Source organism: Paenibacillus brevis, from assembly GCF_018919145.1.
In the GTDB taxonomy this organism is placed as follows: Bacteria; Bacillota; Bacilli; order Paenibacillales; family Paenibacillaceae; genus Fontibacillus; species Fontibacillus brevis.
Window position 1 is genome coordinate 1 of the sequence record NZ_JAHLQJ010000025.1, and the last position, 15588, is coordinate 15588.

Here is a 15588-nt window from a genome sequence, read left to right on the forward strand (position 1 = left end):
GTGTATTTCGTGACTATACTTAAACTTCTTGCTTAGGCTGTCCCGAAGTGTACTTTTGGGACAGCTTCTTTTCAACAGCCGTTCCACTTGTTGGAATAGTTTTCTAATCCAAGGGATAGAATGGTGAAGGGCTGTCCGATGCTCTTCAAAAATTGTAGTTAAATTGAAGAAGGTACTTGAAATTCGCTTCTAAGTTGAGTATCATAATTATTGGTTATTAGCACTTGATGTTGTTGAGTGCTAATACATAGTTTAATTTAATCCACTCTACACAACATATTTAAAGGAGGCTATTTTTCATGATCAAACCTTTAGGTGAACGCGTATTGGTAGAACCGATCCAACAAGAGGAAACTACTGCTTTCGGGATTGTGCTCCCGGATACAGCGAAGGAGAAGCCGCAAGAAGGTAAAGTCGTTGCAGTAGGCAGCGGCACACTGAAGGACGGTGCCCGGGTTCCGCTGGAAGTGAAGGAAGGCGACCGTGTCTTGTTCTCCAAGTATGCCGGTACGGAAGTAAAGTATGAAGGCAAAGAATATTTGATTATGAAAGAAAGCGACATTCACGCCATTATCGGCTAAGCAAGCTAAGTGGCATAGAGAATTAGCAGCTCATCATCATATTCCAGGGAGGTAATTATTCAATGGCTAAGGAAATTAAATTCAGTGAAGACGCCCGCCGCGCAATGCTTCGCGGGGTAGATACATTGGCAGATGCAGTTAAAGTTACGCTTGGACCTAAAGGACGCAACGTCGTTCTGGAGAAGAAATTCGGCAGCCCGCTCATTACTAATGACGGTGTGACGATTGCGAAGGAAATCGAATTGGAAGATGCTTTCGAAAACATGGGCGCTCAGCTCGTTAAAGAAGTAGCAACCAAGACGAATGACGTAGCCGGTGACGGTACAACAACTGCTACGGTGCTTGCTCAGGCTCTCATCCGTGAAGGTCTGAAGAACGTAACTGCAGGTGCAAGCCCGATCGGATTGCGTAAAGGGATCGACAAGGCGGTTCGTACTGCCGTTGAAGAATTGAAGAAAATCTCCAAGGCGATCGAAGGCAAACAATCCATCGCTCAGGTTGCTGCGATCTCTGCTGCTGACGAAGAAGTGGGCGAACTGATTGCAGAAGCAATGGAAAAAGTGGGCAAGGACGGCGTTATTACCGTTGAAGAATCCCGCGGCTTCGCTACAGAGCTTGAAGTGGTTGAAGGAATGCAATTCGACCGCGGCTATGTATCTCCATACATGATTACCGATACGGATAAGATGGAAGCCGTACTCGATAACCCATATATCTTGATTACAGACAAGAAAATCAGCAGCACACAAGAAATCTTGCCGCTCTTGGAAAAGATCGTGCAACAATCCAGACCGCTGTTGATTATTGCCGAGGATCTGGAAGGCGAGGCGCAAGCGATGCTCATCGTGAACAAACTGCGCGGAACCTTCAATGCGGTAGCTGTTAAAGCCCCTGGCTTCGGCGACCGTCGCGAAGCAATGCTGCAGGATATCGCAGCTCTGACTGGCGGACAAGTGATTACCGAGAAGCTTGGCCTTGATCTGAAGAGCACGGTTGTAGAACAACTGGGTAATGCTCGTCAAGTTATCGTAACTAAGGAAAATACCACAATCGTGGACGGAAGCGGCGACAAGAGCGATATCCAAGCTCGTGTGAACCAAATCCGTGCTCAACTGGAAGAGACTACTTCCGAATTCGACAAGGAGAAGCTGCAAGAGCGTCTGGCGAAGCTGGCTGGCGGCGTAGCCGTTATCAAAGTCGGCGCAGCAACCGAGACCGAATTGAAGGAGCGCAAGCTGCGCATTGAGGATGCTCTGAATGCTACTCGCGCTGCAGTAGAAGAAGGTATCGTATCCGGCGGCGGCGTAGCCCTCGTGAACGTATACGGCGCAGTTTCTGCTCTTGAGCTTAGCGGCGACGAGAAGACAGGCGCTAACATCGTGCTTCGCGCTCTGGAAGAGCCTGTTCGCACAATTGCGGCGAACTCTGGTGAAGAAGGCTCCGTTATTGTGGACCGTCTGAAGAAAGAAGAAGTAGGTATCGGTTACAACGCAGCTACCGGCGAATGGGTGAACATGTTTGATGCAGGGATCGTTGACCCTGCCAAGGTTACCCGCTCCGCGCTGCAATACGCAGCTTCCGTGGCAGGCCTGTTCCTGACGACTGAAGCCGTTATTGCCGACAAGCCTGAACCGGAAAAAGCCGGTGCGCCTGACATGAGCGGAATGGGCGGAATGATGTAATAAAGGGTATACAAACCCTGTAATAGTGCATAAAGAAAGGCTCCCGCGAGGGAGCCTTTTTGAATTAGTCACATAAAAAATCACAATTCCTGCAAATTGGACTTAGTTTCTGGTGTTGCTCGGCTGAAGTCAAAGTTAATTATTAGATAAATCCTTTCTATATCCAAAGGCATGCCGTGATGATAAGTCGCCTCAAGGAACTGAGTCAGTTCATTATTCTCTAAAAACTCATCATCAATGGACGTGTTTTCGATTTCCTCGACTGTTAGTGTCTTCTCCAGAATAACTGCACCTGTACAAGGATTGTCCATTCTCATTTTGTGTTTAATTGCATACTTCATAATCATATTTGGTAACATAATCTCCCTCAATAGTAGTTCGTGCATAGCCTTTAAAGAATCGGTATTAATCAAGAGGAATTGGGTGAGTTTTTTGGAGATTCAAAAGCGACAGTTAGCAACTGGGAGAACGGCCACTCTAATCCATCCCTAGATGATGCATTTAAAGTGTCAAGGATTTTGAAAAAAGATATTAATGTACTGTTCTCAGGTATATATGTACAAGATTCTCATATAAGTGAAAGGCAATCTACTAAAGGCGCGTGAAGGAGGAGTGGACATGGACGCAGGGCTTTTCAAAATCGATTTAGGTCTAAACCAGTTGGAAGCAGCGATTAATCCCGCAGTAGATAAGGAGATTGAAGGCCATGCCCTTCAATCTCAGATGGAGCCCCTTTTTAACTAAAACTGATTTGATGAAACTCCTAGATATCGGAGCTACTAAAGCAACCAACTGTCTAATCATCCAGTCGATGATCCTCATCCCCGCGATACGTCCAAGGGCTTCCCGCAGGCGTAATCCCGTCCAAATTACGAAAGCTGGTGCAATGCCTGTGATCACCCAGGCTTGTATCAGCAAATATAAAAAATGCACTTAGTTGTTCGTTGGTCGCCAGTAGGTTGACGATGACAAAGAAAAACTCTTTTTCGACGGATGGTGACAGTGGTGGATGAAATTCGGTGCCATTATGCAGGCTTGCCGGGAGCGGGCTGGGACGGCAGCAAAATAGACTACCCCACTAAAAGAATGAACTAACGCTTTTGAGTGGGATAGCCCATCACACATCTTTAAATAAAAAACGGAAGCAAAAACAACCCGGTAACTGCACCAAATGGTACGCGTCTCGGAAAAAAGCGGCGGCGCGGATAAAATCCTGGAAAGAATCCAAATTGTCTATACGTAGCTTCTCTTGCGGGCATTCCGTTCATTCCATACATCTCGTTTGTGGGAATCGCAAGCGTAATATACTCTTGATCAACATGTGCTATAAACCCGTCATGAGACTGTCCGTCCGAAGTAGTAATCCCAACATATTTATTCATACAGTGCCATGCGATTTGTTGATAATTGGTTTCCATGGATAACCTCCTCAAAGTTATTACTCGATTACAGTCTATGGACTTTAACCCATTTCGCTCGCGGCAAATGCCCATGAAATCGAATTATAAATGCTACAAATAAAGCGAAGGAGGAGGTAAGCGTCAACGGCAATATTGTGACTAAGATTGATTGATGCACTAAAATAATCGCAATAGGAGGGATGACGATGCTGGACAAGGGGCTCGAGATTAAGCAGTGGACACCGGAGCAGCTGGCCAAATACCTGGCTAGACTTTTTGTACGTATGAATTAAATAAACTCAGGTCATTCCTTCCGGGAGAGCGGTCTTTTCTATTGGGACCGGAGTGTGAGGAGGGCGAAGGTTATTAAGTGGTTGGTCAGTATTACATGCAGGCGTTCAGAAGAGCCGCCAAGAAATCGAGGTGAACGGCGACATGGCCGGGAAACATAATAAGATGCAGCAGACACGATCAGTCCGAAGCAGCCAGTTAAGTGCAAACGGTGCATGTGGGGTTCCTGGACGGGGATGAAGTTCGAAGCAGCGGTGTGTGAAGCAGAGGAGTTCTTCCTGATGCTACATTCGGGTGGCGCTATATCTATTTAAGGCTTTTAAAGATGGCTTCACCTATGAAAAAGACAGAAAGAAGTAGAAGCATGTAGACTATAAGTCTGATGAAATCAGGATCATCATGTTTCGATAACGGGGTTGCTCCTCTCCGCTTATGTAACAACCTCATTCCTCTCTCAAGTAAAAGCATAAGGATTGCACCGACAGTACACATAGCACTTAACACAATGGCATCTAGCCAAAGTTCGTTCAAGGAAATTCCTCCTTCGAGTAAACATACTGCTATTCTATACGGATCAGGATGAAAAACAATTCAACAATTATCTAAGCAATGCAGATTTTTCGACAAATGCTGCCGGTTTTGCAGATACACAAGCACAGGCTTTTTCGATTTCTCCTAATGCAGCTGGCGTTGTTACCTTTTCACTATCTCTCTCTAGTAGTACAGACGTAGATTGGTATAAGTGGACAAATAATACTTTAATAATCCGTCCGTAGTATATTGGCTATATTTAGTTGACCATGAATTAGATTAATTGACCAAAAGCACCTTTAGCACCTTAAAAGTGCTTTTCTTATGCCCTCGGGAGACCGGGGGCTAATCATATTTAGAGAAGGGTGTTGAAGGTGATCAGAATGTTTAGATCAAGGGACAGCGCAGAAGCCATCGAACTAGTAGATGGCGAGATGGCGACAATTAAAAGAGTCATTCAGTTCGCGGGTTATCCTGTATGATGTAGAGTGTAATGTTGTGGCGGGAATAATCAAAGGTATCTTCACCCTATGGGTATTTGGGCATGCTTAGGTTTCGAGATTACTGATATTATGATAGTTATCGGTGTAGAGGACTTATATCAAAAAAGCGATGCAAACATATCTTGAAGTTTGCATCGCTTGCCTCTTACTAGTAAATTGGATTAATTATTAGTTTATACGTTTCAGTATTATGAAATCCATTATTACAGTAAACAACAGCGTAGTAGTCTGGGATAACCCCATTATTTTTAATACCAGGAACAGTGATACCGGCAACTCCATTGATAGAGAATGATCGGCCAACTTCAGTATATCCCTCTTGGCCAGGAATTCTTTCTAAAACTACAACATTATACTCTAAGTAAGGTAAAGGAGCGAGTAAACTTATATTATAGTATCTTGCGTTATTGGTAAGTAGGTGCCAATAATCAAGATCTCCCGTAGTAAGGTAACCGTAGTTGGTTCCTTTGTCCATATCATAGCGAACGTCCACATCGGCGGTATCATAATAATTGTTCGGTTCACTTTCATAATTGGATAAATCAGCAAATGCAGAAGTGGCGCCTACTGACAATAAAAATACTGCGAGTAGAGTCATGATGGAAAGTTTTTTAATCTTAATCATTACTAAAAACCTCCCAATATTTTCATTTTGTTGGCCAACCTAGAATAAACATAACGCAGCAATATCACCTTGTATATAGATAATTTGGGTTATTTTGTATTTTTTTTGAAGAAGTGAAATCCTTTTTGAATAATTTTAAAATCTATGCATAAGGAAAAGTAGGCTATAGGAGGGGATGAGTTGGTAGAAAGCGAGTCTAATCTGCTGGTTGAGATTCAAATTCAACTTGCTCGCATTGAAAAGACACTGGAATCCGTTCCGATGATGGCTTCCACGCTGGAAGTAGTCAAAGAAGTCGCTCGGGACGCCCAGCAATCAGCCAACTCTGCACATCTTCGGTTAGATGGCCTCGGGTCGGTCAAGGAAGTATCAGATGATGCTCGCCGAAAAGTAGAGACAGCGCTGTAGAGGCTCAATCGTGCTGACGAGGAGATCAGAAATGGTTTAAGCGAACCTTTTATGGCGCTGTGGTCGTGGCGATCGCTGGTGCGTTGGTAACTGTTGTACTAGCAGCAATTAAGTTAGGAGGAGGGTAAGTACTTTCAATACAACTAAATATCCAATCGAACGGCGCTATATCGACAAACGTCCAAATGTAAGACCAGGTACCCGGCTAACTACGGGCAACCCGGCCTTATATTAGGCCACGAAAAAAGTCACAATTCCTGCAATGTTGTTGAGGTCATTACTGCCCTGAAACGGCTAAGGAAATAGGAGGTCTGGAGAGCGCCCAAAAAGGTTTTTTTTATTTTGCTATCTTTTAGGCTCTGCTATAATAGGACTTGTACATGAACTGGCTAAAAAGGACGGTCGGCTAAGTCTCCCGGAAGGGAGGTGATGCCTGTGGAGATTAAGGATGCTTTGACGATCATGATCAGTTTTGGAGCGCTTATTGTTGCGCTGCTGACGCTGGTGGTGTCCATCGTCGTAGCGATTAATCAGCACACAAAGAAATAGACCGCCCTGAGCAAAGGGATGCGGTCTATTTCAAGCCGTAAAACCTAGCAAAGCCGACCGCTCTTTAAAGCGGTGCGTGTACCGGGGAGTCGTGTGTCCAGCACGGCTCCTTTTCTATTGTTATCATAGCACACAGGGAAATATACCTCAAGATGGAGCAGTCGTTTAAGCATGATGGCCTGGTTCAATCAAAGGAATCCACGAACAACAGTGATCGTAGGAACACTTCACACGTTGCCCCGGCATGCACAATGGCTAGTCCGATTTATAACCTTGAATATGCAAAGTGTATTTTGCTATTGAAATAAGCTGGTAATTTTGATTATGATGTTACTAAAGATGTTAACTAAATCTAGAGTAGGTAGATTATGAGCTTAAATGACAACATATTAATTAAAATTCGTGAAATGAGAGAGAGCTTTACTCCAGTTGAACGGTTGGTTGGAGATTACATCTTAGAAAATACAGAGGAAATCCCTCATCTGTCGATTAAGGAATTGGCTCAATCGAGTAAGACAAGTGATGCCTCTGTCCTTCGCTTCTGCAAGACGATGGGTTACAGCGGATACCGCAATTTTATTGTGAGTATATCCGCTTCTTTGGGTTCCCGCGACGAGGATGCAAGGGCTCAATATACCGATATTCGGCCGGGTGATGACCTCTCGACGATTATTTCAAATATTTCCTTGAATAATATCAAGTCCATCGAGGATACGCTTAGTGTTATCGATCGAAAAGAAATTGCAAGGGCCGTAGAATTGCTGCGTCATAGTAAGCGGATTGTATTCTTCGGAATAGGCGCCTCGGGAATCATTGGGATGGACGGACAACAAAAGTTTTCGCGAATTAATAAAATGTGCCATGCTTATACAGACGGTCATAGTCAGCTTACGGCGGCAACCTTGCTTGAGAAAGATGATGTTGCCATCTTCATTTCTAACTCTGGAGCCACCAGCGATATCCTTGATGCGCTGGAAATTGCTCAAAAGAACAAAGCGAAATGCATTGCGATTACAAAGTACAATAAAAGTGAACTCGCAGAACGGGCAGATATTGTTCTGAGTATTTCTACGCCGGAGATCACCATCCGCAGCGGGGCCATGGGCTCGCGGATTGCGATGCTTACGATCATCGATATCTTATTTGCCGGTGTGGCAAGCGCGGAGTATGAGCAAGTGAAAACTTACTTAACAAAGACGCATAATATATTAAAGAAAAAGCTTAGAAATTAGTTTGATTCTTAGTTTAATCCCTGGATTTATAATGGGCGTAACGAGTAGTTGGGGCAGCTCGCAGTCATTAATTAACTAATGATGCGGGACGCCTCTTTTTCGTCTTGATGTCAGGTTATCTACATAATATGCAGGTTGAAATCCGGCGAATACATGATGGATTTAAGTCTGTTATGAGAGATTTTGAAGAAGAACGTCATTAAATAGAATGGCGTTTTTAGTAAGAAATAACTTATTTAAAGGGGAGTTTATAAACAGGAGGGTAATTTTACTTTTTTTGAGAGTTTGCTTTACTTATGGCACTGTAAGCGTTTAATTAAAATTAAAATTGTACCTTGTAAGCGTTTTATAAATGTGATATAACAGAGTGTGTAAAGTATGAAATAAAACATCAGAATTTAATTTCCTTATGAAATTTAGTTTCAAAATCTATTGACGAGACTACCAGTAGTATATTAGTATAAGAGCATGAAATTTGTTAGTTAAATTAACACTTTATGTTACTTATGTGTGAGATTTAAGCTGGCAAGAAGGAGGATGGCTATGAATGACTACCTTGCGGGATTAACAACAGAAGCTGTGAATCCAGACACATTAATGATTGACGAATGTACGACGGAGGAAATGATCCAGCTAATGAACCAACAAGACGCTTTGGTTCCCGCAGCTATAGCTAAGGAAATTCCGCAAATTGCAAAGGCGGTAGATATTCTGCACCATAGGTTATCGAATGGTGGAAGAATGTTTTACATAGGAGCCGGCACATCAGGAAGATTAGGTGTTTTGGATGCTTCCGAATGTCCGCCTACCTTTGGTACAGATCCTTCCTTGGTGCAAGGGCATATTGCTGGCGGCGATATTGCTTTGCGCACTGCGGTGGAGGGCTGCGAAGACGATGTGGATGGGGGAATTGCCTTAATCGAAAGCATTGGTGTAACGGACAAAGATGTACTTGTTGGGATTTCGGCAAGTGGCAGTGCAAGCTTCGTCATTGGAGCTTTGGTGAAAGCAAAGGAGCTTGGAGCAGCTACGATTGGCGTCTGCAACAACAAAGGCTCGAAGTTTGAACCCATTGTAGATGTCTGTATTTCACCAGTGGTGGGGCCCGAGGTTATTAGCGGCTCGACTCGATTAAAGGCAGGAACCGCTCAAAAGCTGGTGCTTAATATGCTGACAACATGCACGATGGTCAAGTTAGGGAAAACGTATAACAACCTAATGGTTGATCTGAAGGCAAGCAATATTAAGCTCGTAGATCGCTCGATTCGTATCATTATGAACACCACGGGTGTAGAGGCATCGACCGCGGCGGAAACACTTGAGAAAGCAGCTATGAACTGTAAATTGGCAATCATGATGATTAAGACGGGGTTAGAGGCAAAAGAAGCGGAAGAGACACTTAACGCAAATGGGGGACGCTTAAAGCAAGCAATCGCATCATTGGCTTAGGTGGGCAAAGGGTTGGCATGACGGAATGATGATTTTAAAGATTGAGGAGGCTGTTAATGATGAGAAAAAGAACACGGGTATTAACACTGTTTTTGTCAGCAATCATGATGTTGTCGCTGTTATCCGCTTGTGGAGGGAACGGAAATAACACATCGGCTCCTGCGAATTCCGGTAACTCGGGCAGCAGTAATGCCGGTACAGAGCCTAAAAAGGATACGATTACAGCACTTTTACCTCCGGTATCCGCAAACTATCAAGCGCGCTTTACGGATATGGAGAAGGAATTTAATCAGTTGTATCCGCATCTGACCTTGAAAATCGAACCGGCAAGCTGGGAAGATATGACGCAAAAGCTGGATACTCAAGTGAATGCGGGGTCTCCTCCAGATATTGCTTGGGTAGGTTCAACGGCCATTTCTAAATATGCAGCACTGAATGTTCTTCTTGATCTTAATCCTGTGCTCTCGGATGAAGCAAAAGCAGATTATGATGAAGTGGCTTTGAAATACTTCCAATTGGGTGATGCTCAATATGGTTTGCCAGCCTACTTGGCTATTCACTCTATCGGCGGCAACAAACAATTTCTGGAGGAAGCAGGGATCGACTGGAGAAGCGTTCAACAAAACGGCTGGACCTATGAAGAATTCCGTGAAGCCATCAAGAATGGCGTTGTCAAAAACGATAAAGGCGAAACAACGCGTTACGGTTTCGTATTTGCTACATCCGGCGTTACATCTAAAGACTATCTAAGCATCATGGCAAAATCGGCCGGTTTACCGGAATACTTTGATGAAAATCTTAAGTTCTCTTATACAAGCAAAAACTTCTTAGGTCTGCTTGAAGCGATCCGCCAAATGATCGATGATGGCTCCATGCCTAAAGAACTGAGCTCTATCGATGCAGGTAAGCGTTGGAACATGTTCTTGACGGGTCAGACGATGATCACCGGCAAAGGTCTTGCTAGCTTTGAGAACTCCGCTCGTCTGAACAATGAAAAAATTAAAGCGAATGATGGTTCTGCAGTAGCGGACTCCATCGAAGCCGAGTACATTGCGCTCCCTGTTCCAACCTTCAATGGCGCGGACTACGTTCCTACATCTGTAGTCGATGGCTACATTGCGCTTCGCGGTAAAAAAGAACCTTCTGAGGAGCATATTAAAAATATCGGGTTAGCCATTAACTTCCTGTCTTCCGGATCCATTGCGGCTAACTACAGTAATGAGCTGTTCTTAACGCCAGTCACGGAGTCTGCACGTAATTCGGCAGTCCTTGAAGAATACCCTCGTAACGAGGATAACATTAAAGCGGATCAAACCATGATGTCTAAAGCTGTTCCGGCCCGCACGGACATCCCGACGGATCTGGCTGCCGAAGCAATTAAGATCGAAACCGAAGTCATCGTTCCGAAGCTGCAGGCTTTGCTCGCCAATGAGATTACTCCACAGGCAATGTATGATGCAGTTAAAGCGGCTGCCATCAAATCCTTCGGGGAAGACGGCATTGTAGTTGACTAGTCTTTCATAAGACTGGCATGTGAAAGCTGTACGTAGCTAGAGAACGTACAGCTTTCCTTCTAAATTCGCTTGAGCTTGTACTGCTTTAAGAAGAGAGGTGCGACCCAATGAATCAAACGTTGACTAAAAGAAAAAAATTGAGACTTGAAAGCGACTCAGGTTGGGGATACGCGTTTATCGCAGTAGCACTTATTGCGTTTTCTTTATTTACCGCATATCCAGTCATCAATGCTTTTATGATTAGCTTACAAAAATATGCTCCCTTAGGGTCCACTTATGTCGGCCTGGAAAACTTCATTAACTCGTTTCAAGATGAGCTTTTTTGGAAGGCATTGAAGAACACGTTAGTGTACACGCTGCTAACTGTTCCTATGAATATTCTTCTATCCTTTTTAATTGCGATTTTGATTATTCCTTTCAAGAAAAGAACACAAACCGTTTTTAAAGCCATTTATTACTTGCCGGCCGTAGCATCGGGTGTAGCGCTCTCCGTTGTATGGCTATGGATCTTTGATCCTTTGAAGTCAGGTATTGCCAATCAGGTTGTAGGCTTTTTTGGACTCGGAAATCAAAACTGGCTTGGTTCCAGTGCAACTGCCATGTTCTCGCTTGTAATTATGTCCTGGTTATCCAGCCATGGTACAGCAATTATCATCTATCTGGCGGCATTGCTTGGTATTGATAACAGCTATTATGAAGCGGCTGAAATTGACGGTGCGACCTTTTTGCAGAAGCTTTGGTATATCGTCGTTCCTTTCCTCAAGCCAACAACGCTATTCCTGCTTGTTACAGGGGTCATTGGTTCCTTCCAGGTATTCCAGAACGCTTATCTGATGACAGGCGGAGGACCGGACCATGCAACCACAATGGTAGGTTTGTTGATCTTTAACAACGCGTTCACATATTTTGAGTTTGGTGAGGCAGCAGCGCAATCATTGCTCTTGGCCGTGATTATCGCAATTATTTCCTTCATTCAATTTAAGTTCTTCGGTAATGACGTAGAATACTAGGAAAAGGAGCAGGGTCCTATGGGTTTGTACAACAATAGTTTAGGTAGAAAGGGATATCTGTTCGTTCGTAATGGAACCATCATTACGTTCCTTATCCTCTTTGCGGTAGCTACCATCTTCCCGATTTACTTTATGATCATTTCTTCCTTCGGAGATCCGGTAGAAGCTGGTGCGATGAGCTATTCTATCTTTCCATCAAAAATTTCATTCGAGTCCTATAAATTCTTCTTTAACTTCAGCCCCCATTCATGGGACTGGTTGTTGAACTCATTTATTGTGGCGGCATGTATTACGATATCCAACGTATTCTTTGCTACCCTTGCGGGATACGCTTTTGCAAAAATGAAATTTAAAGGGAAAAATATTTTGTTCGCTATTTTGCTGGGATCCATGATGATTCCTGGACAAGTCACGCAGGTTCCTTTGTATATTCTGATCGTCAATATTTTTAATCTGCAAAATACGTATACGGCATTAATCATGCCTAGCTTAGTAACGGTATATAACATTTTTCTGGTGAAGCAGTTCATGTCTTCTATTCCGGTCGAGATTATTGAGGCTGCTAAAATCGAAGGCTGTTCTCAGCCAAAAATTTTCTGGCATATCATCATGCCTCTATCGAAGACGGTTATGGCCGTACTAGCTATTTTAACCTTCATGGCGGCATGGAATGATTTCTTCTGGCCATTCCTGGTCACGAACACCATGGATATGCAAACCATTCAAGTCGGCTTGAAAAACTTCCGCTTTGCGAACACAACTTACTTTGCACCGATGATGGCGGGTGCGACAATTTCGGCAGTTCCAATGTTTATATTGTTCTTCAGCTTGCAAAAATACTTCCTTGAAGGGGTAACCGTTGGAGCGGTGAAAGGTTAATGAGATGAACAAATCATCAAAAGTTGATGCAGCATACTTAGTCGGCTTGATGTCCGGTACATCCGTAGATGGTATAGATGCAGCAGTAGTCAAGCTTTCTCCATCCGCCGAGAGAGAGCATGGAGTAGAGATTGAATTGCTGGCTTTTGAGAACACACCTTTTGACGCGCAAGTCAGAAGCTCCATCTTTGAGCTTTTTGATCCCGCTAACGCCACGATTGATAAGGTTGGCGCAATGAATATGTGGCTTGGCGAATTGTACGCCCAAGCCACATTATCCGTTATAGGGAAATGCGGACTCTCGGCCTCACAAATATTTGCAATAGGATCCCATGGCCAGACGATCTATCATGCGCCGGAGGAGAAGGTTAAGGGCGGCTTTAATCTGCATTGTACCGTTCAAATCGGGGACGGCGCGGTGATTGCGAACCGTACGGGCATTCCTTGCGTATCGGATTTCCGGGTCGCTGACATGGCGGCGGGAGGACAAGGGGCGCCCTTAGTCCCGTTTACCGAATATCTATTGTTTACCGATCCGGAGAAGACGCTTTTGATGCAAAATATCGGCGGCATAGGCAATGTGACCGTTCTTCCGGCAAACGCTTCTCCGGAACAGATATTTGCTTTTGATACGGGTCCCGGAAACATGATAATCGATGGGCTTGTATCGCAATTATTTGCACCGATGTCAATGGATGCTGGCGGCGCTATTGCTGCAGGCGGACAGGTGATTGATGAACTGCTGGCATGGATGCAGCAAGATGAATATTATACGATACCTTTGCCCAAATCAACCGGCAGAGAACGGTTTGGGCAACAGTATGTCGCACTAATCATTGAATTGATGAAGGCTAATGAATGGAAAGCAGAAGATGTAATTGCAACAGCTACTCACTTAACGGCATGGAGCATCGTTGACAGCTATGAACGGTATATTAAGCCGCAGCATCAAGCTGGGCAGCTGCTGATTGGCGGTGGAGGCAGCTATAACAAGACGCTAATGCGTGATTTGCAGCAATTGTTTGCCCCGCATCAGGTGCAGGTGCTGACGCAGGAGGATATCGGCGGCAATAGTGATGCAAAGGAAGCCATTGCTTTTGCGCTGCTGGCGTACTATACGATGAATCGCTTGCCGAATAATATTCCGAGGGTAACCGGAGCATCCCGGCCAGTTATCATGGGAAAAGTATCATATCCCTATCTTGTACGTTAAATGGAGGCTAGAATGATGCAAATCAGACCCTATTCTCTTAAGGAACGTTCTGCGGTTGTAGAGCTGTGGAACCGCGAGGCTACTAAATATGATTACAAGCCATTTACAGAGCAAGAATTTCAAGATACCTTTATCGATCATCCCTATTATGATGCTCACTGTATATGGGTAGGCAGCAACGAAAAAGGGATTGTTGGTTTCGCAGCCGGCTGCAGCGGTGCTGATCTTCCTCTTGGAGATGCGGCCGGTTATATTACGAGCGTTATTATAGACGCGGATGCCGCTTCTCCGGAGCTTTACAATGATTTCCTATTATTAATAGAAGAAAGATTTCGGAAGCTTGGAAAGAAGCAGGCGGATCTATTGTTTTTTAATCCGGTCAAGCTGAAATGGAGGATCCCGAGCGCGCCTCAGCATGAGCATAATAATGCTCCGGGCATCAGCAAGGACCAGCCATTGTACGAGGCTTTGATTACCAGAGGCTACGAGGACCGGGCGACGCAATGCGGCATGTATTTGAAGCTCGGAAGCTTTGTGGTCCCCGAAGATATTTTAAGTAAGGAAGCTAAAGGAAATGGCAAAGGCTATGCTGTTACTTCCTATACCTCTAATCTCCATACGGGACTTGATGCAACCCTTGCCGCCCTGCAAAATCCGCAGTGGGAAAAGGATGTTGTTGCCTATGTGAAGGATGGCGCGCCTCTTGTCGTAGCCGTACGCGGTAGTGAGGTAGTTGGCTTTGCAGGTCCGATTATATCTGAGCCGAATGGGAGGGCGTTCTTTTGCGGGATCGGGGTTCACCCGGAGCATGAGGGCCATGGCCTAGGCAGTATCCTGTTTTTTCGCATGGTTGAGGCCTTTCAACAGGCAGGCTGCGAATATATCTCGCTATTCACTGGAATGAATAATCCGGCGCTTCGAATCTACCAAAAAGCGGGCTTTACGATTGAAAAACAATTTTCTATTTTGCGGAGGGAGCTTTGAAAATGAGTGAAAAATTAACTGTCTTAGCAATTGGCGCACATGTCGGTGATGTGGAACTGGCTTCGGGTGGTGTGCTTGCCAGTCATAGTTTGAAGGGCGACCGTATTGCGACACTGGCATTAACCGCAGGGGAGCGAGGCGTTCCGGCTGGACAGGACATGAAGGAATATCGCCGGCAAAAGGTGAAGGAGGCCCAGGTTTTTGCGGAGATGCTGGGCGGTGAAGCCGTAGTATTTGATTATTGCGATGGAGAGCTGCCTGACAACCAACAGATTCGCATGGAAGTCTGCGATGTGATCCGCCGTGTGAAGCCAAACATTATTATTACGCACTGGAAAAACAGCATGCATAAGGACCATGCGCTGACGCACCATATCGTCAATGATGCCCGGTTCTTCGCAAGTCTACCTACTTTTGAACGCGAGCTTCCGGCCCACTTTGCAGCAAGATTATATTACTCCGAAAACTGGGAGGATGCGGTAGACTATGTTCCTTACGTGTACGTGGATTTCGATCAAACGGCATTCGATCTCTGGGTAGATGCACTAAGCAAGCACTGGTTTGCTACGAATAGCAAATCCTTCAAATATATGGATTACTATAAAGCACTCGCAGTTGTCCGAGGCTGTGAAGCAAGAAAACAATATGCAGAGGCCTTTATGGTGCCTGCCGAGACGATGAAGGTTAGACAGTCCAGTCTTTGGTAACTGCTATTCAACAGGCTGAATAGGAGGCAA

The 15588-nt window shown here is 44.7% G+C and carries 17 protein-coding genes; 14 read left to right on the plus strand and 3 right to left on the minus strand.

Annotated features, from left to right (window positions below):
- The first annotated feature begins 299 nt into the window (after window positions 1-299).
- Both groES and groL read left to right on the plus strand, forming a co-directional pair.
- Window positions 300-581 (plus strand): co-chaperone GroES, encoded by a 282-nt coding sequence (gene groES, locus KQJ23_RS20995; RefSeq protein ID WP_216480873.1) that lies wholly within the window; start codon window positions 300-302, stop codon window positions 579-581.
- Window positions 582-643: 62 nt separating this feature from the next.
- Window positions 644-2263, plus strand: coding sequence for a chaperonin GroEL (gene groL, locus KQJ23_RS21000; protein ID WP_216480874.1), 1620 nt, complete (start codon window positions 644-646; stop codon window positions 2261-2263).
- A gap of 80 nt (window positions 2264-2343) precedes the next feature.
- Here the strand turns inward: groL and KQJ23_RS21005 are convergent, their stop codons facing one another.
- Window positions 2344-2604, minus strand: coding sequence for a hypothetical protein (locus KQJ23_RS21005; RefSeq protein ID WP_216480875.1), 261 nt, complete (start codon window positions 2602-2604; stop codon window positions 2344-2346).
- A 63-nt stretch (window positions 2605-2667) separates the two neighbouring features.
- Here KQJ23_RS21005 and KQJ23_RS21010 point away from each other — a divergent pair, with 63 nt between their 5' ends.
- Together KQJ23_RS21010 and KQJ23_RS24040 are read left to right on the plus strand one after the other, a co-directional pair.
- The gene (locus tag KQJ23_RS21010) at window positions 2668-2868 is read left to right on the plus strand and encodes a helix-turn-helix transcriptional regulator (RefSeq protein WP_346779438.1); all 201 of its coding nucleotides are present in this window, start codon (window positions 2668-2670) and stop codon (window positions 2866-2868) included.
- Window positions 2869-2881: 13 nt separating this feature from the next.
- Complete coding sequence (locus tag KQJ23_RS24040; protein WP_283571219.1) at window positions 2882-3007, plus strand: hypothetical protein; 126 nt, start codon at window positions 2882-2884, stop codon at window positions 3005-3007.
- A 383-nt stretch (window positions 3008-3390) separates the two neighbouring features.
- Here the strand turns inward: KQJ23_RS24040 and KQJ23_RS21015 are convergent, their stop codons facing one another.
- Entirely contained in the window at window positions 3391-3681 is a 291-nt protein-coding gene (locus KQJ23_RS21015) for a phosphatidylinositol kinase (protein WP_216480876.1), read from the minus strand.
- Between the two features lie 1455 nt (window positions 3682-5136).
- On the minus strand, window positions 5137-5613 hold the full coding sequence (locus KQJ23_RS21020; RefSeq protein ID WP_216480877.1) for a hypothetical protein: 477 nt from the start codon (window positions 5611-5613) through the stop codon (window positions 5137-5139).
- A gap of 180 nt (window positions 5614-5793) precedes the next feature.
- Here KQJ23_RS21020 and KQJ23_RS21025 point away from each other — a divergent pair, with 180 nt between their 5' ends.
- From KQJ23_RS21025 to KQJ23_RS21070, 10 genes are all read left to right on the plus strand, one after another.
- Entirely contained in the window at window positions 5794-6021 is a 228-nt protein-coding gene (locus KQJ23_RS21025) for a hypothetical protein (protein ID WP_216480878.1), read from the plus strand.
- Between the two features lie 429 nt (window positions 6022-6450).
- On the plus strand, window positions 6451-6570 hold the full coding sequence (locus KQJ23_RS21030) for a putative holin-like toxin (protein ID WP_249529959.1): 120 nt from the start codon (window positions 6451-6453) through the stop codon (window positions 6568-6570).
- Between the two features lie 368 nt (window positions 6571-6938).
- Complete coding sequence (locus KQJ23_RS21035) at window positions 6939-7802, plus strand: MurR/RpiR family transcriptional regulator (protein WP_216480880.1); 864 nt, start codon at window positions 6939-6941, stop codon at window positions 7800-7802.
- Window positions 7803-8345: 543 nt separating this feature from the next.
- Entirely contained in the window at window positions 8346-9251 is a 906-nt protein-coding gene (gene murQ, locus KQJ23_RS21040) for an N-acetylmuramic acid 6-phosphate etherase (RefSeq protein ID WP_216480881.1), read from the plus strand.
- A 59-nt stretch (window positions 9252-9310) separates the two neighbouring features.
- The gene (locus tag KQJ23_RS21045; protein WP_216480882.1) at window positions 9311-10765 is read left to right on the plus strand and encodes an ABC transporter substrate-binding protein; all 1455 of its coding nucleotides are present in this window, start codon (window positions 9311-9313) and stop codon (window positions 10763-10765) included.
- A 107-nt stretch (window positions 10766-10872) separates the two neighbouring features.
- Window positions 10873-11775, plus strand: coding sequence for a carbohydrate ABC transporter permease (locus KQJ23_RS21050; RefSeq protein ID WP_216480883.1), 903 nt, complete (start codon window positions 10873-10875; stop codon window positions 11773-11775).
- Window positions 11776-11793: 18 nt separating this feature from the next.
- A complete protein-coding gene (locus tag KQJ23_RS21055) occupies window positions 11794-12654 on the plus strand; it encodes a carbohydrate ABC transporter permease (protein ID WP_216480884.1) in 861 nt (286 codons plus the stop codon).
- 4 nt (window positions 12655-12658) lie between these two features.
- Window positions 12659-13867, plus strand: a complete 1209-nt coding sequence (locus KQJ23_RS21060) for an anhydro-N-acetylmuramic acid kinase (protein WP_216480885.1) — start codon at window positions 12659-12661, stop codon at window positions 13865-13867.
- A gap of 15 nt (window positions 13868-13882) precedes the next feature.
- Window positions 13883-14851: a GNAT family N-acetyltransferase gene (locus KQJ23_RS21065; RefSeq protein WP_216480886.1), complete on the plus strand. Its 969-nt coding sequence runs from the start codon at window positions 13883-13885 to the stop codon at window positions 14849-14851.
- 2 nt (window positions 14852-14853) lie between these two features.
- Complete coding sequence (locus tag KQJ23_RS21070) at window positions 14854-15558, plus strand: PIG-L deacetylase family protein (protein ID WP_216480887.1); 705 nt, start codon at window positions 14854-14856, stop codon at window positions 15556-15558.
- The last annotated feature ends 30 nt before the right edge of the window (window positions 15559-15588 follow it).